The organism is Enterobacter sp. C3_dUdeg, assembly GCF_057536195.1.
Genome location: NZ_BAAKFX010000002.1, coordinates 332,486 through 352,145 on the forward strand (window position 1 = coordinate 332,486; position 19,660 = coordinate 352,145).

Annotated in this window: 19 protein-coding genes and 1 other RNA gene; 5 read left to right on the top strand and 15 right to left on the bottom strand. The window is 55.6% G+C overall.

Going from position 1 to position 19,660, the window contains the following annotated elements:
- Nucleotides 1–60 precede the first annotated feature (60 nt).
- The 3 genes from AC27FC_RS09215 to ffs all read right to left on the bottom strand — a co-directional run bounded on the left by AC27FC_RS09215 (nt 61) and on the right by ffs (nt 881).
- On the bottom strand, nt 61–276 hold the full coding sequence (locus AC27FC_RS09215; protein WP_023310588.1) for a hypothetical protein: 216 nt from the start codon (nt 274–276) through the stop codon (nt 61–63).
- Nucleotides 273–524 carry a hypothetical protein gene (locus tag AC27FC_RS09220; RefSeq protein ID WP_023310587.1) on the bottom strand — a complete coding sequence of 84 codons (252 nt, stop codon included), beginning with the start codon at nt 522–524 and terminating at the stop codon, nt 273–275. Before AC27FC_RS09220 ends, AC27FC_RS09215 begins: the two co-directional genes overlap by 4 nt.
- A 260-nt stretch (nt 525–784) precedes the next feature.
- Nucleotides 785–881: signal recognition particle sRNA small type (ffs, locus tag AC27FC_RS09225), an RNA gene on the bottom strand.
- A 170-nt stretch (nt 882–1,051) separates the two neighbouring features.
- Here ffs and AC27FC_RS09230 point away from each other — a divergent pair.
- Nucleotides 1,052–1,363: an MGMT family protein gene (locus tag AC27FC_RS09230; protein ID WP_029741631.1), complete on the top strand. Its 312-nt coding sequence runs from the start codon at nt 1,052–1,054 to the stop codon at nt 1,361–1,363.
- Between the two features lie 33 nt (nt 1,364–1,396).
- On the opposite strand, the gene AC27FC_RS09235 is transcribed toward AC27FC_RS09230, so the two are convergent.
- Nucleotides 1,397–1,924, bottom strand: coding sequence for a YbaY family lipoprotein (locus AC27FC_RS09235; protein ID WP_008503301.1), 528 nt, complete (start codon nt 1,922–1,924; stop codon nt 1,397–1,399).
- 200 nt (nt 1,925–2,124) lie between these two features.
- On the opposite strand from AC27FC_RS09235, the gene tesB reads away from it, so the two are divergent.
- Complete coding sequence (tesB, locus tag AC27FC_RS09240; protein ID WP_196354755.1) at nt 2,125–2,985, top strand: acyl-CoA thioesterase II; 861 nt, start codon at nt 2,125–2,127, stop codon at nt 2,983–2,985.
- Nucleotides 2,986–3,080: 95 nt separating this feature from the next.
- On the opposite strand, the gene amtB is transcribed toward tesB, so the two are convergent.
- From amtB to AC27FC_RS09265, 5 genes are all read right to left on the bottom strand, one after another.
- Nucleotides 3,081–4,370, bottom strand: coding sequence for an ammonium transporter AmtB (gene amtB / locus AC27FC_RS09245; RefSeq protein ID WP_023310584.1), 1,290 nt, complete (start codon nt 4,368–4,370; stop codon nt 3,081–3,083).
- A 35-nt stretch (nt 4,371–4,405) separates the two neighbouring features.
- Complete coding sequence (gene glnK, locus AC27FC_RS09250) at nt 4,406–4,744, bottom strand: P-II family nitrogen regulator (protein WP_008503304.1); 339 nt, start codon at nt 4,742–4,744, stop codon at nt 4,406–4,408.
- Nucleotides 4,745–4,964: 220 nt separating this feature from the next.
- Nucleotides 4,965–6,746, bottom strand: a complete 1,782-nt coding sequence (locus AC27FC_RS09255) for a SmdB family multidrug efflux ABC transporter permease/ATP-binding protein (protein WP_048975526.1) — start codon at nt 6,744–6,746, stop codon at nt 4,965–4,967.
- Entirely contained in the window at nt 6,739–8,511 is a 1,773-nt protein-coding gene (locus tag AC27FC_RS09260; protein WP_033144778.1) for a SmdA family multidrug ABC transporter permease/ATP-binding protein, read from the bottom strand. The genes AC27FC_RS09255 and AC27FC_RS09260 overlap by 8 nt, the downstream gene beginning before the upstream one ends.
- A 30-nt stretch (nt 8,512–8,541) precedes the next feature.
- Nucleotides 8,542–9,000: an Lrp/AsnC family transcriptional regulator gene (locus AC27FC_RS09265; protein WP_023310581.1), complete on the bottom strand. Its 459-nt coding sequence runs from the start codon at nt 8,998–9,000 to the stop codon at nt 8,542–8,544.
- A 112-nt stretch (nt 9,001–9,112) separates the two neighbouring features.
- Between AC27FC_RS09265 and AC27FC_RS09270 the strand changes: the two genes are divergently transcribed.
- On the top strand, nt 9,113–10,162 hold the full coding sequence (locus AC27FC_RS09270; protein ID WP_219773467.1) for a PLP-dependent cysteine synthase family protein: 1,050 nt from the start codon (nt 9,113–9,115) through the stop codon (nt 10,160–10,162).
- 40 nt (nt 10,163–10,202) lie between these two features.
- Here AC27FC_RS09270 and cof read toward each other — a convergent pair whose 3' ends face one another.
- Nucleotides 10,203–11,021 carry an HMP-PP phosphatase gene (gene cof / locus AC27FC_RS09275; protein WP_196354756.1) on the bottom strand — a complete coding sequence of 273 codons (819 nt, stop codon included), beginning with the start codon at nt 11,019–11,021 and terminating at the stop codon, nt 10,203–10,205.
- A gap of 101 nt (nt 11,022–11,122) precedes the next feature.
- On the opposite strand from cof, the gene AC27FC_RS09280 reads away from it, so the two are divergent.
- Nucleotides 11,123–12,823, top strand: coding sequence for an SgrR family transcriptional regulator (locus AC27FC_RS09280; protein WP_196354757.1), 1,701 nt, complete (start codon nt 11,123–11,125; stop codon nt 12,821–12,823).
- Between the two features lie 66 nt (nt 12,824–12,889).
- The gene (gene queC, locus AC27FC_RS09285; RefSeq protein WP_023310577.1) at nt 12,890–13,585 is read left to right on the top strand and encodes a 7-cyano-7-deazaguanine synthase QueC; all 696 of its coding nucleotides are present in this window, start codon (nt 12,890–12,892) and stop codon (nt 13,583–13,585) included.
- Between the two features lie 60 nt (nt 13,586–13,645).
- Here the strand turns inward: queC and AC27FC_RS09290 are convergent, their stop codons facing one another.
- The 5 genes from AC27FC_RS09290 to lon form a co-directional block, all read right to left on the bottom strand.
- Nucleotides 13,646–14,044 (bottom strand): YbgC/FadM family acyl-CoA thioesterase, encoded by a 399-nt coding sequence (locus tag AC27FC_RS09290; RefSeq protein ID WP_032646165.1) that lies wholly within the window; start codon nt 14,042–14,044, stop codon nt 13,646–13,648.
- 99 nt (nt 14,045–14,143) lie between these two features.
- Complete coding sequence (locus AC27FC_RS09295; protein ID WP_196354758.1) at nt 14,144–14,524, bottom strand: helix-hairpin-helix domain-containing protein; 381 nt, start codon at nt 14,522–14,524, stop codon at nt 14,144–14,146.
- Between the two features lie 148 nt (nt 14,525–14,672).
- Nucleotides 14,673–16,544, bottom strand: coding sequence for a peptidylprolyl isomerase (ppiD, locus tag AC27FC_RS09300; protein ID WP_196354759.1), 1,872 nt, complete (start codon nt 16,542–16,544; stop codon nt 14,673–14,675).
- A gap of 212 nt (nt 16,545–16,756) precedes the next feature.
- Nucleotides 16,757–17,029 (bottom strand): nucleoid-associated protein HU-beta, encoded by a 273-nt coding sequence (gene hupB, locus AC27FC_RS09305; protein WP_002444653.1) that lies wholly within the window; start codon nt 17,027–17,029, stop codon nt 16,757–16,759.
- Between the two features lie 210 nt (nt 17,030–17,239).
- On the bottom strand, nt 17,240–19,594 hold the full coding sequence (gene lon, locus AC27FC_RS09310; RefSeq protein WP_023334706.1) for an endopeptidase La: 2,355 nt from the start codon (nt 19,592–19,594) through the stop codon (nt 17,240–17,242).
- Nucleotides 19,595–19,660 lie beyond the last annotated feature (66 nt).

Genomic DNA, 19,660 nt, shown 5'->3' on the forward strand with positions numbered 1-19,660 from the left:
TCATAAAATAAAAACTGCTGACTGTAATATATGCAGTCAGCAGTTTTCACTGGTCAGGATTTAATGCTGAGGAGGAATAGGAAAGCCTTTTAGTGAAATAACGAAGTTATCACCGTCTTTCTTTATTTTTGCACCGGTATCACACCAGTCAGACGCAATACGAAAGAACTCATCGCTTCCAACATTCCAGCCAAGACGTACATGCTTCACGTAGCCTGAACGCAACAGATCGCAGGCCTCGTTGTAGTCACTGGCGGTTGACAGTTGTTGTTTCATTTTCTCTTCTTCAGAAGTTTACGTAGAGCCTTGATTTCTTTAGGAGTAAAAGGAGAAACACTCTCTTCTTCCGTATGCTGATTATCAATATCCTCTTCCGATACTCCCGCCTCTTCTACTGCTTCGAACGCCAGCAGCAGCAGTTTCTCTGTCGTCACGCTTAAATTCTCGTTATTGACTTCCGCATAGTGGCGAAGCCTTTCTTTTAGCGCGTCATCAATCTTAACGTTTAATACCGCTGTAGCCATGTTTGTCACTTCCCTTCGGAATAAGTACTTTATTTAATACACGAACTTAACAATGTTATCCAGATATATATTTTTTTGAGTTATGGAACAAAATAACCGTCCGATTATAAAATGACAGTCTATTATTACAGGTTTATGACAATAATATTTCAGTGCAATGAAATATATATTACACGATACAGGCGTAGTTTTATTGTGGAGTAATGCTTTGAGGGAGAGGTGAAGCTGAAGAATCTTATGAGGCCACAAATGGGTGGGGGCCCTGCCAGCTACATCCCGGCACACACGTCGTCTGCCCTGGCTGCTTCCTTCCGGACCTGACCTGGTGAACAGAGTAGCGTTGCGGGAGAACCAACAGAGCCCCCATTGAGAGCGTTGATAACCAACGCGCTGGCGCATTATCCCTGTGCTAAAGCCCAATTGCAAGCGACCAGCAACCGGATGCTGGTTTCTTGCGCAAACAGGCGCAGCAATCATGAAGATCTTCGTTTACCATAGCTTTCCAGAAACTCCCCACAGGTAAAGGTATGGACGAACACGACTCCTTTCCACAGCGCGTATGGCAAATCGTGGCCTCAATCCCGGAAGGCTACGTCACCACCTATGGTGATGTCGCGCGTCTGGCCGGTTCCCCGCGCGCGGCGCGACAGGTTGGAGGCGTCCTGAAACGGCTGCCGGAAGGCAGTACGCTGCCCTGGCATCGGGTGGTGAACCGTCATGGCGCCATTTCACTCACCGGGCCGGATCTTCAGCGTCAGCGTCAGGCGTTACTTTCAGAGGGTGTGCAGGTGTCAGGGTCGGGTCAGATCGATTTGCAGAAGTTTCGCTGGGTATATTGACCCCTCTCCCGGAGGAGAGGGGAAATGCAGAAATTACATCTGAGTCGGTGGAGTTGGCAGAGACGGCTGATTGGTCTGCGGTGCGACCGGCACTTCGGTCTGCTGCACCGGCACCAGGTTCAGATCGATTTTTGTCCCACCGTTGTTGATCGCTTCCTGGACCGTATCGGTGATAAAGACCAGCTTGCCGTTGATGGTTACCGCTGCGCTCAGCAGGATACGGGCGTTAGGCTGCACGTCCGACGGGTTATACGGCAATACGAAGCTAAACGGCGCCTGCTTGCCTTCAGTACGAACGGCACGCTGGGCAACGACTTTCGACGGCGCGTCGGCCAGAGAAGCATCAGACAGCGTTACGGTTAATACCGCATCCGGCGGCAACGCCACTTTCTGTTTAATCCAGATGGTACCGGAAACATTAGGCTGCTGAATGGATTGCTGTGAAAGGGTATTAATCCCGTTCGGGTCGGCTGCTGGTACTGGCACTTGGGCGCTTTTACCGGCACAGGCGGACAACGCCACCGCAATAGCTACACCACTTAGCATGGGCACGAGTTTCATTGAAGTCTCCTTATCAATGCACCAGCGGGATCGATCCCATCCGATGTCGTTTCAATCACATAACGTATTCAAGTGTGGCACAGATCACCGATTTATGCCTGAAAACGTGCCGATATTCAGATTATTCTACCCATCGGACCACTTTCATTTCTGCGTTATACTCTGCCTATCTTTCGCTACGGCGTTTATTGAGGACAACTATGAGTCAGGCACTGAACAATCTGCTGACATTACTGAATCTGGAAAAAATTGAGGAAGGACTCTTTCGCGGACAGAGCGAAGATCTCGGCTTACGCCAGGTCTTCGGGGGGCAAGTCGTTGGACAAGCTCTGTACGCAGCAAAGGAGACTGTCCCGGCAGACCGTCTGGTGCATTCGTTCCACAGCTACTTCTTACGCCCTGGCGATAGCGCAAGACCGATTGTGTATGACGTTGAAGTCCTGCGAGACGGCAACAGCTTCAGCGCGCGCCGCGTAGCAGCTATTCAGAACGGCAAGCCGATCTTTTACATGACCGCCTCTTTCCAGGCGCCGGAATCCGGCTACGAGCATCAAAAAGTGATGCCCCCGGCTCCGTCGCCCGACTCTTTAAAATCAGAGACGGATATCGCCCGCGCGCTGGCGCATCTGCTTCCGCCGCAGGTCAAAGAGAAGTTTCTCTGCGATAAGCCGCTGGAGATCCGCCCGGTTGAGTTCCACAACCCGATGAAAGGCCATGCCGCCGAGCCGAAACGCCAGGCCTGGATCCGTGCCAACGGGACCGTGCCGGAAGATTTCCGCGTGCATCAGTATCTGCTCGGCTATGCGTCAGATTTCAACTTCCTGCCGGTGGCGCTGCAGCCGCACGGGGTTGGTTTCCTGGAAAAAGGGATGCAGGTCGCGACGATCGATCACTCCATGTGGTTCCACCGTCCGTTCAACATGAATGAGTGGCTGCTTTACAGCGTGGAGAGTACCTCAGCGTCGAGCGCGCGAGGGTTTGTGCGCGGGGAGTTTTATACTCAGGATGGCGTGCTGGTCGCGTCGACTGTGCAGGAAGGGGTGATGCGTAATCGCGGGTGATTGTGTGCGGCCTGATGCCCTCACCCTGACCCTCTCCCACGGGGAGAGGGAATACACACTAAAAACGGCAACCGAAGTTGCCGTTTTGCTGTTTATCAGGCGTTATACGCATTCTCGCCGTGGCTGTTGACGTCCAGGCCTTCGCGCTCCTGCTCTTCCGGTACGCGCAGACCCACCGTCATATCCGCCAGCTTATAGCCAATGAAGGCCACAACGGCAGACCAGACAACGGTGATTGCAATACTTTCCAGCTGCACCAGCACCTGATGAACCATGGTCACGCCTTCTGCGTAGCCCACGCCACCGAGCGACTTCGCGGCAAAGATACCGGTCATGATACAACCCACGATGCCGCACACGCCGTGAACACCAAACACATCGCATGGGTCGTCAACGCGCAGCACACGTTTCAGTGCGGTCACGCCCCACAGACCCGCCAGACCGGACACCAGACCGACCAGCAGCGCGCCACCCACGCCGACATAACCACACGCTGGCGTAATGCCAACCAGACCGGCAATGGCACCCGAGCAGGCACCCAGCAGTGACGGTTTACCGCGTACCGCCCACTCGCCAAACACCCAGGAGAGGATTGCACCCGCCGTGGCCACAACGGTGTTCACGAAGGCCAGCGCGGCGATTTCGTTTGCTGCACTTGCCGAGCCGGCGTTGAAGCCAAACCAGCCAAAGTAGAGGATAGCCGTACCGGTAAACACCATCGGCAGGTTGTGCGGTTTAAACGCTTCTTTACCGAAGCCCACGCGTTTGCCAATCAGGTAGGCACCCACCAGACCCGCTACCGCGGCGTTGATGTGTACAACGGTACCGCCCGCGAAGTCCAGCGCGCCGTGCGTTGCCAGCAGACCGCCACCCCAGACCATGTGCGCAATCGGCACATAGGAGAGCGTCATCCAGACCACCACGAAGATCAGCACGGCAGAGAAACGGATACGCTCGGCGAGCGCGCCCACAATCAGCCCGACGGTAATACAGGCGAAGGAGCCCTGGAACGCAACGTGGATGTACTGATAGAAACTGCCCATCAGCGCGGTCAGCTCAATATTTTTCAGCATCACCCAGTCGAAGTTACCAAAGAACGCGTTGCCCGTACCGAACGCCAGCGAGTAACCGTAAACCACCCACAGCACGCAGACCAGTGCGAACGTCACGGCAACCTGCGTCAGCATGGAGAGAACGTTTTTGCCACGGATCAGGCCGCCGTAGAACAGCGCAATGCCCGGAATTGACATGAACAGCACCAGCGCGGTGCTGATCATCATAAAGGCGTTATCGGCTTTGTCGACCACCGCAGGGGTAGCAGCCAGCGCCAGGCCCGGCAGCAGCGCCAGCGAACCCAGACCCGTTTTAAGTGTTGCTATCTTCATTTTCTCGATCCCTATCACTGTGTGCCAGGCGTTATTTACAATGCCGCTTCGTCAGATTCGCCGGTACGGATGCGAATGACGCGCTGCAGTTCGGCAACGAAAATTTTGCCGTCGCCAATTTTGCCGGTATAGGCCGCTTTGCTAATGACATCAATGACTTCATCAAGCTGATCGTCAGCAATCGCGACATCAATTTTTACTTTTGGCAGAAAGTTAACGCTGTATTCCGCCCCGCGATAAAGCTCGGCATGACCCTTCTGACGACCAAAGCCTTTCACTTCGGTGACAGTCAGTCCCTGAATACCCATTGAAGACAACGCTTCACGCACGTCTTCGAGTTTGAATGGTTTGATTACAACCGTAACCAGCTTCATAGATCCCCTCCAGTCAGAATTCGGTAATGGCCGCAGCTTACGCAGAAGGTATTGCAAGGGGTGTGCCAGAAATGAAAACGAGGGGGAACGGCGGCGCACAGAGCATTACGCGGCCGTAATAAACGAACAGGCGAAAAAAAACGCACCATGCCGGTGCAGGGTGCGTTTCAGTTTTGCACCAACAGGAATGACTGTTAGCGCGTCGCCTCATTTTGGTGCATCAGGCGCTAAGCGACTCTTCATCACGCACGCTGGCCGCCAGCTCCTCGCCCGCCAGCTGCAGCTGGTACATCTGCCAGTAGCGCCCTTTTGCTTCCAGCAGTTCACGGTGCGTACCGCGTTCAACGGCCTGTCCGCGATGTAGCACCAGAATGGTATCGGCATCGACGATGGTGGAAAGACGGTGGGCAATCACCACCAGCGTCGTATGGTCGCGTACGGCGGCCAGCGCCTGCTGAATGGCCTGTTCGGTGCCGGAGTCAATACTGGCCGTGGCTTCATCCAGAATCAGTATCTGCGGCGTTTCAATCAGCACCCGCGCCATCGCCAGGAGCTGCTTTTGCCCGACGGAGAGATTGTTCCCCTGCTCGCCCAGTTTGGTATTGATCCCATCGCTAAACCCGCGCGCCAGCTCTGCCAGCTGCACTTTTTCCAGCACGTCCCAGACCTGCTCCTGGGAGTAGTCTCGCCCCAGGGTCACGTTGGCGTAGAAGGTATCGGCCAGCACGACCGGATCCTGCTGCACCATCGCGACGCCTTTACGCAACACGGTGTGGCTGAGAGACGCGAGCGGGCGCCCATCGAGGCGGATTTCGCCGTGCGTGACCGGGTAATAGCCCATCAACAGGCTGGCAAGCGTGCTCTTACCGCTGCCGGTATGCCCTACCAGCGCCACGAAACCGCGCGACGGAACGTCAAGCGTGATGTCCTGCAGCACCAGCCGGTCTTCGCGATAGGCAAACGAGACGTTATCAAAGGCGATAGTCCCGCTTTGCAGAGGTCGCTCGTCATTGCCGTAGGCCTGGCGCGGCCTGTCCATCAGCTCAAACACGCGCTCACCGGCGACCACCGCCTGCTGCAGCATCGATTGCTGGGTGGTAAGCTCGATCAACGGCTCGTTAAGACGCCCGAGATAGCTGATAAAGGCGTACAGCACGCCCACTTCAATCGTACCGTTTGAGCTCAGCCCAAAGAGCATCAGCAGCCCGCAAAGCACCAGCGCCGAGAAAAGGCTCAGCAGCGGACGCAGCAGGAAACCATCAAGCCGCAGCGTCTGCATACGCGCCATGTAGTGCGAACGGCTGGCTTCCCCCATGCGTTCGCCAAAGCGCGCCTGCTGGCGGAACTGCTGGATGACGCTCATGCCGTTGATCACTTCGTTGAAGCCATCGTTAATGTCGGCCAGATACGCGCGCACCCGACGCACGATCGGCGTGCTGTAGCGCTGGTAAATGACCATGACAATCAGCACCGCCGGGAAGATGGTGATCGCCACCAGCGCCATGCGCCAGTCGAGGCTGAACATCGCCACCAGCATCGCGCCAATCAGCGCCGCGCTGCGTAACACCGTCGCGACCACGGTAACGTACAGATCGCGGATTACCTCGGTATCGTTGGTCACGCGCGAAATCACCTGCCCGACCGGCTGGATATCAAACTCGCTGAGCGGCTGGCGAAGCGCCGCGTCCATCACATCCGTACGCAGCTGCTGAACAACGCCCACGGCAGCACGGTTAAACAGCAGCGACTGCGCATAGTGCAGCCCTGCCGCCGCCAGCTGCAGGCCAACGTAGGCCACGCCTAAGCCCGCCACCAGCCCCAGCGGAAGGTAGCTTTTGGCAACCATGTTGTCGATAAAATAGCTGATGAGCAGCGGACCGCTCACTTCAGCAATCGCCGCAATCCAGAGTAGAAGCACGGCCACGGAGAGCGGTTTACGCCACGGCGAGCCGTAGGCCAGCAGACGCTTGAGCGTCGGCCACATCGTTCCGAGCTTACGCATTGGCGGCCTCCTCATCCTGCTCCGGCGCATCATCCAGCGCCGCCTCAAGCTGTTGATAGCGGTACATATCGCGATACCAGCCCGGCTGCTCGGCAAGGGTTTCATGCTGCCCGCGCTGGGCAATGTGCCCGTGCTGTAAGACCACAATTTCGCTGGCTTCGGTGAGCGCCGACAAGCGGTGGGCGCTGATAATCACCGTGCGTCCGTCGCCCCACTGGCGCAGGTTATGCAGAATTTGATGCTCGGTACGGCCGTCCACGGCGGAAAGCGCATCATCCAGGATCAGAATTTCAGCATTCAGCAGCAGCGCGCGGGCAATCGAGATACGCTGCTTTTGCCCGCCGGACAGCATGACGCCGCGTTCCCCGACTTCCGTTTCGTACCCCTGCGGCAGACGCAAAATATCATCATGAACGCTGGCCAGACGCGCCACATGTTCAATTTCTTCCTGCGTCGCCCCGGGGCGTCCCAGGGCAATGTTGTTCGCCACGGTGTCCGAAAATAAAAACGGCGTCTGGCTGACGACCGCCAGGCGACCGCGCCACTCGTCCAGCAGCAGTCTGGTCAGGGGAATATCGTGGAAGCGGATATCGCCCTCGGTGACGTCAAAGTGGCGCTGAAGCAGAGAGAGCACGGTACTTTTGCCGGATCCCGTAGGGCCGCAGATCCCCAGCATCTGGCCCGGCTGAAGCGTAAAGCTAACGTTCTCCAGCACCGGATGCTCCGTATGCGGATAGACAAACTTGCGGACGTCGACGGTCATGACGCCGCGCCCTTCCGGTACGGCCTCGCTACCGTCGATGACCACCGGCGCTTCGGCCAGCATGGCGCGAATGCGGCTGTAGGCGGCGCTGCCGCGCTCCACGATGTTAAACATCCAGGCCAGCGCCAGCATCGGCCAGATCATGAGCCCCAGATACATCGCAAAGCTGGTCAATTGCCCCAGGGTAAGCGTGCCCTGCACCACCATCCAGCTTCCGCCGCCAATCGCCAGCATATTTGCCATGCCGATTGCGATATAAATCGTCGGGTCAAAACGGGCGTCGATACGCGCGACGCGCATGTTTTTCGCCCCCGTGTCTGCCGCATCGGCGGCAAACAGCGCAGACTGACGGTCTTCCAGGCCAAACGCTTTGATCATGCGGATGCTGGTCATGCTCTCCTGGGTGCGATCGTTCAGAGACGAAAACGCCGCCTGCGCCAGCTTAAAGCGCTCGTGCAGCTGTTCGCCATAGCGATTGATCGCCAGCGCCATGATCGGCATCGGCAGCAGGGCGAGCAGGGTCAGCTGCCAGCTGATCTGCGTGGACATAACGATCAGCACCGCACAGCCCATCACCAGCGAGTCCACCAGCGTCAGCACTCCTTCCCCGGCGGCAAAGACCACGCGATCGACGTCGTTCGTCGCGCGGGCGATGAGATCCCCGGTGCGATGACGAAGATAAAATTCGGGATGCTGTCGGCTCAGCTGGCGGTAAAAATCTTCACGTAGCTCAACGGCCAGCTGATAGGACGCACCAAACAGCAGCACGCGCCAGACGTAGCGCAGCAGATAAACAATGACCGCCGTCAGCACCAGCGTGCCGACCCACATCAACACCCGTGCGGTGGTGTAATGCTGCTCGGTGACGCCATCCACGACGTACCCCACCACTTTCGGCGGGATCAGCTGCAGGATGGCAATAATAATAAGCAGGGCGACTGCACCGAGGTAGCGTTGCCACTCCCGACGAAAGTACCAGCTTAGTTGGGCAAATAATCGCACGCGGTTTGTTCCTGAAGGTATTTTACGAAGTTATTCAATGGGTAATGCTGTGGTGTATTTAATCTGTTCCATGGCAAAGCTTGAGGTGACGTCCGACAAACCCGGAACGCTGTTCACCAGCCGCTTGTAGAAATCATCATAGCGCTTCATGTCGGCCACCTGGACGCGCATCAGGTAATCATACTCTCCGGCCATACGCCAGAAACCGAGCACCTCGGGCATCTCAGACACCTGAGTAACGAAGCGGCAATACCACTCGCTGCTGTGATGCTGGGTTTTTATCAGCACAAATGCCGTCAGCCCAAGCCCCAGTTTTTCGGGATCTAACAACGCGACGCGCCCCAGAAGAATGCCGTCATCTTCCAGCTTCTTAAGCCGCTTCCAGCACGGAGTGGTGGTCAGATTAACGGCATCTGCCAGCGCCTGCAAAGAGAGGGTACAGTCATTTTGCAGCAATGAAAGGAGCTTGCGGTCAATTTTATCTAGCATACCCACCTCACAGAGAAAATTTTTCTCTCTTCATTCTATTTTAAAGGCCAGATAGCAACAATTTTTTCTGTGCTTTTCGCTATCCTAGGCACAAAATGACAAACGGATAACGATGATGAATAGCACCTGGGTTAAACATGCGATCAGCGAAATCAATGCCGACTATCAGCGCTCGGCGGATACGCACCTGATTCGCCTTTCCCTGCCGGGATTTGACGGCATTCAGCTCTATCTGAAAGATGAAAGCACCCATCCCACCGGTAGCCTGAAGCATCGCCTGGCGCGTTCGCTGTTTTTATACGGTTTATGTAACGGCTGGATTAAAGAAGGCACCACTATTATTGAATCTTCGTCCGGTTCAACGGCGGTGTCAGAAGCCTATTTCGCCCGCCTGCTGGGCCTGCCGTTTATCGCGGTAATGCCGTCCTGCACCGCAAAACGCAAAATCGAACAGATCGAATTTTACGGCGGACGCTGCCACTTTGTGGAAAGCGCCTGCGAAATCTACGCCGCCTCCGAAATGCTGGCCCGTGAGCTGAACGGCCACTATATGGACCAGTTCACCTTCGCCGAGCGCGCGACCGACTGGCGCGGCAATAACAACATTGCCGACAGTATTTTCCGCCAGATGACCCACGAACCGCATCCGGTTCCGTCCTGTATCGTCATGAGCGCCGGTACCGGCGGCACGTCAGCCACGATTGGACGCTACATCCGCTGTCAGGGATACGATACCCAACTGATGGTGGTTGACCCGCAGAACTCCGTGTTCCTCGACTACTGGCAAAACCGCAATGCGGAGCTGCGCAGCCCGGTGGGCAGTAAAATTGAAGGGATTGGCCGCCCGCGCGTGGAGCCCTCTTTCATCCCCGACGTCGTGGATGAGATGATGCGCGTGCCGGATGCCGCAAGCGTGGCAACGGCGCACTGGCTGGAAACGCAGCTGGGGCGCAAAGTGGGCGCATCGACGGGCACAAATATGTGGGGCGCACTGCAGCTTGCCGCCCGTATGCGCGAAGAGGGCCGTACCGGTTCCATCGTCACGCTGCTGTGCGACAGCGGCGAACGCTACCTTGAAACTTACTACAACGCGGAGTGGGTGCAGGCCAACATCGGCGATATCGCTCCGTGGAAAGCGCAGATTGCAGAACTGGTGAAATAAAAAAAGCCAGACCGAAGTCTGGCTTGCTGGAAGGGTCTCACTATTCGGGGGAATACGGGAGATTGTTGTTGTCCAGCCAATGCGTCAAAAAATGGGACACTGCTTCATTGCGGCAGTGGCCAATAACCGGCAGATGGGGAAGTTCTGCTTTCAGCTGCGCCATCGCATTCCCCATGATCAGACCGCGACCTACACTACCCAGCATTTCGCGGTCGTTCATGGCGTCACCAAACGCCATACACTCCTGCAGCGTTAAGCCCAGGTGGTCGCTCAGCACCGCCAGAGCGGAGCCTTTGTTACAACCCACCGGCAGCACTTCCAGACAATCCACCGCCGAGAAAGTCAAGTGCGCCCGGTTGCCCAGCGCCTCATTCAGCTGAATCCGTAAGCGACACAGATCGTCATGATCGCCGCAGAAGCAGATCTTGGTTACCGCATGGGCGGGGATCCGACGCAGATCGATAAGCTGATATTTGAAACCGCTGTATACATGCGCGTGCAGCAGTTCAGGAATTTCACGTCCGGTAAACCAGCCCCGATCGTTAAAGACGTGGATACTGGCCTGCGTGTCCCAGGTGCTGTGCAGCACGATGTCCGCCACTTCCGGGTTGAGATCCTGCCGGTGCAGCACATCCCCTTCTACGGAGTGAATTCGCGTCCCGTTGCCGGTGATCAGAAAGGCGTTGAGGGAAAACGCGCCCAGCAAATGGCGCATCTCCAGCACATGGCGGCCAGTGGCAAACGTCAGGGTGACATCACGCTCGCGCAGGCGCTTCAGCGTGTTCAGGGTTTTTTCCCCTAAACGGTGATCCGGCATTAACAGCGTACCGTCCATATCAAATGCAGCGAGCCGAGCCATGATTACTCCCGAAATGTGATGCGGTTAACTTGTGCAACAGTATCGTGTGAGATATACGGAAGTAATAGTGAATAGATGAAAATTATTGTTCCGGGTTTCTTATGCGCCAGCTCAATCGACTCAACCAGTATCACCGCCTCTGGCAGCCTTCGCAGGGTGCAACGCAACAGGTCACCATCAGCGAGCTGGCCGCCCGCTGTTTTTGTAGCGAGCGGCATGTCCGAACCCTGCTGCGCCAGGCCCAGGAGGCGGGCTGGCTCAGCTGGCGAGCGCAGTCTGGCCGCGGTAAGCGCGGTGAGCTCACGTTCCATGTCGCCCCGGAGTCACTGCGCAATGCGATGATGGAAGAAGCGCTGAAAAGCGGGCAGCAGCATAACGCGCTGGAACTGGCGCAGCTTGCCCCTGAAGCGCTGCGGTCATTACTGCATCCTTTTTTGGGCGGGCAGTGGCAAAACGACACGCCGACGCTGCGCATCCCCTACTATCGCTCGCTGGAACCGCTTCAGCCGGGTTTTTTACCGGGCCGGGCAGAGCAGCATCTGGCGGGAGAAGTGTTCTCAGGCCTGACGCGTTTTAACGGTAACAGCAGTGAACCTACGGGCGATCTGGCGCATCACTGGGATGTCTCTGCTGACGGCCTGCGCTGGCATTTCTACATTCGCTCCACACTGCACTGGCATAACGGCGATAAAATAGAAACGCCGCAACTCCAGCGAAGTCTGACAGCGCTGTTGACGCTTCCCGCCCTGCGCACTCTGTTTCAGAGCGTCTTATGTATCGAAACAACGCATCCACAGTGTCTGACGTTTACGCTGCATCAACCGGACTACTGGCTGCCGCACAGGCTGGCAACCTACTGTAGCCGTCTGGCGCATCCCGACCATCCTGCGGTTGGCAGTGGCCCGTTTCGGCTGGCCGCCTTTGAGCCCGACCTGGTTCGTCTGGAAAGCCATGAGCAGTATCACCTGAGCCATCCGCTGCTCAAAGCCATCGAATACTGGATCACTCCCCAGCTTTTTGATTACAGCCTGGGCACCAGCTGTCGCCACCCGGTGCAAATCGCGATCGGCGAGGCCGACGAGCTGGAAAGTCTGCGGCTGGTAAGCAGCAGCACCAGCCTGGGGTTCTGTTACCTCACGCTAAAACAGAGCGCGCGCCTGAGTGAGATTCAGGCAAAGCGGCTTATCAATATCATTCATCTCTCCAGGCTTCTTCACACACTTCCGCTAAACGAAGGGCTCATCACGCCCACCCAGGAACTGCTTCCCGGCTGGACCATCCCCGAATGGCCTGATTTATCGGACGTCACCCTCCCTGAAGCGTTGACGCTGGTTTACCATCTCCCTGTTGAGCTTCACACCATGGCCAGCCAGTTGAAGGCATACCTGGCGCTACAGGGGTGTGAACTGACCGTCATCTTTCACGACGCCAAGACGTGGGACGGATGCCTGGAGCTTGCCGATGCAGACATCATGATGGGGGACAGGCTGATTGGCGAAGCGCCGGAATATACGCTTGAACAGTGGCTGCGCTGCGATGCCCTCTGGCCGCACGTTCTTAGCGCACCGGCTTACGCCCATCTGCAAGCCACGCTGGATGCGGTACAGACTCAGGCCGAGGCTCGGGATAGACACGCGGGACTACAAGCCATCTTTAACCGGCTAATGGAGAGTGCGGTGCTGACGCCACTCTTTAATTATCAATACCAAATCAGTGCTCCGCCTGGCGTGAATGGTATACGCCTCAACACCCGCGGCTGGTTTGACTTTACCGAAGCCTGGCTGCCCGCGCCCAAATCGTGAAGAAGCTGGTCGCCGTCGTGGTCAGACGGTAACATAACGTTTTTACCGTAACAGTCGAGATGATTTATGAAACGTGCCGTCGTCGTGTTCAGCGGAGGACAAGACTCTACTACCTGCCTGGTCCAGGCCCTTCATCAGTACGATGAAGTTCACTGTGTCACTTTCGATTATGGTCAGCGTCATCGCGCTGAAATCGACGTTGCCCGTGAACTAGCCCTGAAACTGGGCGCACGCGCGCACAAGGTGCTGGACGTTACGCTGTTAAATGAACTGGCCGTGAGCAGCCTCACCCGCGACAGTATTCCTGTGCCAGACTATGAACCCGATGCCAGCGGCATTCCAAATACCTTCGTGCCGGGCCGTAATATCCTGTTCCTGACTCTGACGGCGATCTACGCCTACCAGGTAAAAGCCGAAGCGGTGATCACGGGCGTGTGCGAGACCGACTTCTCCGGCTACCCGGACTGTCGTGATGAGTTCGTAAAAGCGTTAAACCACGCCGTCAATCTGGGGATGGCGAAAGAGACGCGCTTTGAAACTCCGCTCATGTGGCTGGATAAAGCCGAAACCTGGGCGCTGGCGGACTACTGGGGCAAGCTGGACCTTGTTCGCAGCGAAACGCTTACCTGCTATAACGGTATCAAAGGCGACGGTTGCGGCCAGTGCGCGGCTTGTAATCTGCGCGCTAACGGGCTGAACCACTATCTTGCCGATAAATCCGGCGTGATGGCCGCGATGCAGAAAAAGACCGGTCTTAAATAGGGCTACTTGACCGTGCTGTCGCAAACAGGTGTCGACAGCACGAGTACGCCTTAACATGTCTTACACGATCATCAACTCCAGCTTTTCCCGCAATTCCCCTTCCAGCGGTAGCGCTTTCTGCGTTTTCAGATCGATACAGACAAACGTGATCAACGCATCTGCGACCACCTGCCCTTCTGGATCGAGCGTCACCACCTGGCTTAATACGCCACTTTTGCCATTGATCTGTTGCACCTGGCTGGTTACCGTGAGCACGTCACCCAGCACGGCCGGACGGCGGTAGTTGATGTTGATATTGACAACCACAAACGCGATGTTGTGCGCGGTCAGCCACTGAAAGCTTTCGCTGTTTTCCAGCCCGTCCCAGCGCGCTTCTTCAAGAAACTCAAGATAGCGAGCATTGTTCACATGCTGATAAACGTCGAGATGAAAACCGCGTACTTTGATTTTTGTCTGCATAGCGCAATAGCCTTTACTGTTATTGTAGGAAGAGAGGTCATAACTGGTATGACCTCTTTATCCTGGCAAAATTTTGCCGCAGTGCAAGAAATTGCGTAATTACAGCGTCAGGTGTAAGAGGTTGCGCTCAACCAGCGCGCTGCCCATGCCCGGCACCTGCTTGAGATCGTCGACCGTTTTGAAAGGACCATACTCTTCGCGGTAGCTGACGATGGCCTGCGCTTTTTTCAGGCCCACGCCGTTCAACGCACGGGCGAGATCTTCCGCTGAGGCCGAATTGATACTGACCCGCGTACCTTCATCATCCGCATTTTTACCGGCATCTGTCGCTTTGGTTTGCCCCTGCACCGGCGCTGCCGCATCGGACTTGCTCTGCGTAGCCTGTGCTTTGGCAGCAGGCGTCGCCGCCAGCGCGCCCGCGCTCATCCCGGTGGTGGCAATAGCCAGCGTAATTAACAGTGCTTTGATTCCACATTTCATGCTGTTATCTCCTTGTTTGTTGACAGCCACGTCACGATAGCCGCCAGTTAAAACCGGCACAAACAGCAGATTGCAGAAATGGAAAAGGCCGCGAAAGCGGCCTTTAGTTTTTGCAGAGCGTTACGAAAATCTGCGAGCAGACACGTAATTACTGCTGCTGAGTCATTACATCACCCAGCTTGATTTTGGCTTCTTTACGCAGGTTGCTCATCATGGCTTCGAAGGCAATCTGAGCATTGTTCTGGGTAATCCCCTGAACCATCGCTTTCTTCTGCGCTTCTGGCAGGGTACCGGCTTTCACTTCATCCAGCGCCAGCAGAACGACGTTACCCTGCGTATCGGTGGTGGTACCAAAGCTTGGCTTGTCCTTCGCAGGCAGAGTCAGACCAAACGCGGCCTGGCTGATTGGGTCCTGGCCGGTACGGCTCAGCGTTTTCGCTTCACCGAAGCTCAGGCCAGCCGCTTTCAGCGCGTCTTCTTTACCCGCTTTCAGATCGGACAGAATCTTCTCAGCATCCAGTTTCGCCTGCTGTTCCGCTTTGTTGTGCTTAACCTGAGCGACGACCTGATCCTTCACTTCCGCCAGCGGTTTGACCGCTTCTGGCTTGTGCTCGCTGACGCGCAACACAAACGCACGATCGCCGTCGACGGTAATGATGTCAGAGTTACTGCCCGGCGTACCGTTCTCGCCCACCAGACCACCGTTGAAGATGGCATCGGAAACCGGTTTGAAATTCAGCTCTTCCGGAAGGTTGTCACGACCAAACCAGCCTGTCTCAACCGCCTTCACGCCAGCCGCCTGCTCTGCGCCTGCCAGAGATTCGTTGTCGTTGCTGGCAGCATCGCTTACCTTCTGCTGCAGCGCGTAGTAGGCATCCAGCGCTTTTTCCTGTTTCACTTTCGCCGCGATATCATCACGAACGTCAGCCAGCGGCTTGGTTTTCGCCGCGGTGATGTCGTCCAGACGCACGACCAGGAAACCAACGGAAGACTTAATGACGCCAGAAAGCTGGCCTTTCTCTTTCAGACCGGCATTTTTCAGCTCGTCAGGCGTGGTCGCATCTTCCAGCCAGCCCATATCACCGCCGTTTTTCGCAGAGATAATGTCGGTGGATTTCGCTTTCGCAACGGTCGCGAAATCAGCGCCTTTGCTCAGCTCATCCAGCGCCGCTTTAGCATCAGCCTCGGTTTTCGTCTGAATTACGCTGTAGCGGTTACGCTGCGGCTGAGTGAACTGATCCTGATGCTGATCGTAGTAAGACTGGATTTCAGCATCAGACGCGGTTTCCTGCAGCGCGGCCGCATCCAGCTTGATGTAGCTTACGCGGAACTGCTCTGGAGAAACAAAGGAATTCTTGTTCTGCTCGTAGTAAGCGTTGACGTCAGCGTCGCTCACCTGCTGTTTCGCCGCCAGGGCGTTCACATCAATGGTCGCTTCGCGTACAACACGCTGCTGCGCCACCAGCGCGGCCAGTTCATCCGTTTCACCTTTGAGCATGAAATCGGTGCCCACGACGGCATTGATGAGCTGCTGGGTGGTCAGCTGGTTACGCAGCGCCTGAGCGTACTGGTCGGCCGTCATCCCCATTTGATTGACGATGCTGTTGTAACGCGCGTTGTCGAATTTACCGTTAGACTGGAAGGCTTGCGTGGAGAAGATGGCTTTTTTCACCTGCTCATCGCTGATGCCAAGGCCCAGTTTTTTGGCATACTGATCAAGCAGCGCTTCGTCGATAAGACGGTTCAGTGTCTGTTGGCGCAGGGTCTTCATGTACCCTTCGTTCGCCGCCAGTTCAGAGAATTGGTCGCCCAGCTGTTGCTGCATACGGTTACGTTCACCGGCAAAAGCATTCTCGAACTGACCACGGCTGATTTCCTGGCCATTCACTTTTGCGGCATAGTTTGCGCCACCGCCAATAAGGTAACTGCTCACGCCGGTCAATATGAACGACACGATAATGATACCGAAAATAATCTTGAGCACGAGACTGTTAGCAGCCGTGCGTAAGCTGTCCATCATGGTGTAACAACACTCCGCTGTAGGTGACTGGTTACCTGACGCTGACGGAAAATCCTGCCCGTCGCGCGTGAAGGCGTATTGTGACAAGAAAACGGGGCGATTGTCAGCCCACAACTCGCATAAACTCGCACAAATCAGGTCTGGACAAACAAAAAAGGCACATCAAATGATGCGCCCTTGTACTTTCCGGCTTCCCTGAAACGGGAAAGCAATCAGTTTACTGCGTCTTTCAGCGCTTTACCTGCACGGAAACCCGGCACTTTAGCAGCAGCAATGGTGATCTCTTTACCGGTCTGAGGGTTGCGGCCAGTACGGGCAGCACGCTCTTTAACAGCAAAAGTACCGAAACCTACCAGTGCAACGTCGTCCCCAGCCTGCAGAGATTCAGTAACAGAAGCAATTAAGGCATCTAACGCACGTCCAGCTGCAGCTTTAGAAATATCAGCACCCGCAGCAATTTTGTCAATCAGTTGAGATTTATTCACTGTTCTCTTCCTCTCTTTATAATTTATATCGCGCCTGAATCCTTCACAACGCGACCGCGCAGCAGTTATATCAGGCCTGCCATGACCTTACAACACCCGTTGTTGATGACGGACCTAATCAGCAATCTAAATTAGCTATACAAAAAAAGGCTGGCAAGTGCGAAATGACTTACCAGCCTTGTTTTTATTGACGCTCTTTGCGCGAGGTCACTATTTTGCGGTTACAACCTGCATTCCGGAGGGTTCATTCTGCAGTGCGAGACTGAGAACTTCCTCAATTCGCTTCACAGGATGGATCTGCAGGTCGGCAATCACATTGTCCGGAATCTCTTCCAGATCGCGTTTGTTTTCGTAAGGGATCAATACGGTTTTGATCCCACCGCGGTGTGCCGCCAGCAGTTTTTCTTTTAAACCACCAATCGGCAGAACCTGACCACGCAGCGTAATTTCACCGGTCATTGCCACATCGGCACGCACCGGGTTACCTGTCAGGCAGGAAACCAGAGCGGTACACATAGCAATACCCGCGCTTGGGCCATCTTTCGGCGTCGCCCCTTCCGGAACGTGCACGTGGATGTCGCGTTTTTCGTAGAAATCAGGGTTGATACCCAGTTTCTCCGCGCGCGCGCGCACCACGGTCAGCGCTGCCTGGATGGATTCCTGCATCACTTCACCCAGCGAGCCGGTGTAGGTCAGCTTGCCTTTGCCAGGGACACAGGCGGTTTCGATGGTCAGCAGATCGCCGCCCACTTCCGTCCATGCCAGGCCGGTCACCTGACCAACGCGGTTTTCGTTGTCCGCGCGACCGTAGTCGAAGCGCTGAACGCCGAGATAGGCATGCAGATTGTCGCCGTTAATCACAATGTGCTTCAGGCTCTTATCCAGCAGCAGCTGTTTCACCGCTTTACGACACAGTTTCGAGATTTCACGCTCAAGGCTACGCACGCCCGCTTCACGGGTGTAGTAGCGAATGATGCCGATAATCGCGCTGTCCTCGACGGTCAGCTCGTTGGCTTTCAGCGCGTTACGCTCAATCTGTTTCGGCAGCAGGTGCTGCTTAGCGATGTTCAGCTTCTCATCTTCGGTATAACCGGAGAGACGGATCACTTCCATACGGTCCAGCAGCGGGGCCGGAATATTCATGGAGTTGGAGGTCGCCACGAACATCACATCGCTCAGATCGTAGTCCACTTCCAGGTAGTGATCGCTGAACGCTACGTTCTGTTCTGGATCAAGCACTTCCAGCAGTGCAGACGCAGGGTCGCCACGCATGTCCGACGACATCTTGTCGATCTCATCGAGCAGGAACAGCGGGTTTTTAACCCCCACTTTCGCCATCTTCTGGATCAGTTTACCCGGCATAGAACCGATGTAGGTACGGCGGTGACCGCGGATTTCCGCTTCATCACGTACGCCACCCAGCGCCATACGGATATACTTACGTCCGGTCGCTTTGGCGATGGACTGACCCAGAGAGGTTTTACCCACCCCCGGCGGTCCAACCAGGCACAGAATTGGGCCTTTAATTTTGTTTACACGGCTTTGTACCGCGAGGTACTCAAGAATGCGGTCTTTCACGCGTTCCAGACCGTAGTGGTCGGTATCCAGGATTTCCTGCGCCTGACGCAGGTCTTTTTTGACCTTGCTGCGGGCGTTCCACGGAACCTGCACCATCCACTCAATGTAGCCGCGTACAACGGTCGCTTCAGCCGACATTGGAGACATCATTTTCAGCTTCTGCAGTTCTGCTTCAGCCTTCTCTTTCGCCTCTTTCGGCATCTTCGCCGCGTCGATCTTACGCTTCAGCGCTTCGTTTTCGTCCGGCGCGTCGTCCATCTCGCCCAGTTCTTTCTGAATGGCCTTCATTTGCTCGTTCAGATAGTACTCACGCTGAGATTTCTCCATCTGCTTTTTCACGCGGTTACGAATGCGCTTCTCAACCTGCAGCAGATCGATTTCAGACTCCATCATCGCCATCAGGTATTCCAGACGTTCGTTAACGTCGGACATTTCCAGCACGGACTGCTTGTCAGCCAGCTTCAGCGGCATATGTGCAGCGATGGTGTCCGCCAGACGCGCAGGATCGTCGATGCTGTTCAGCGACGTCAGCACTTCTGGTGGAATTTTCTTGTTCAGCTTGATATAGCCTTCAAACTGGCTAATCGCGGTGCGAACCAGCACTTCCTGTTCGCGCTCATCAAGCTCAGGCGAATCAAGGTACTCTGCCTTTGCAGAGAAGTGCTCGCCGTCATCTGACAGAGTAGTAATACGCGCACGCTGCAGGCCTTCTACCAGCACCTTCACGGTGCCGTCAGGCAGCTTCAGCATCTGCAAAATAGAGGCCACGGTCCCGACGGTGAAAAGATCGTTTACACCCGGCTCATCCGTTGATGCTTCTTTCTGCGCGACCAGCATGATTTTTTTATCATGATCCATGGCGGCTTCAAGGCAACGGATAGATTTTTCCCGCCCTACAAATAAGGGTATGACCATGTGCGGATAAACCACCACATCGCGCAACGGCAATACGGGGATTTCAATGCGTTCAGAACGCTCAGGATTCATAGAGCTCTCTCTTAGTTAGTGTCCGCCAGGTAAGCTGGTCATGTCACTGTGCTTCACATAACCATT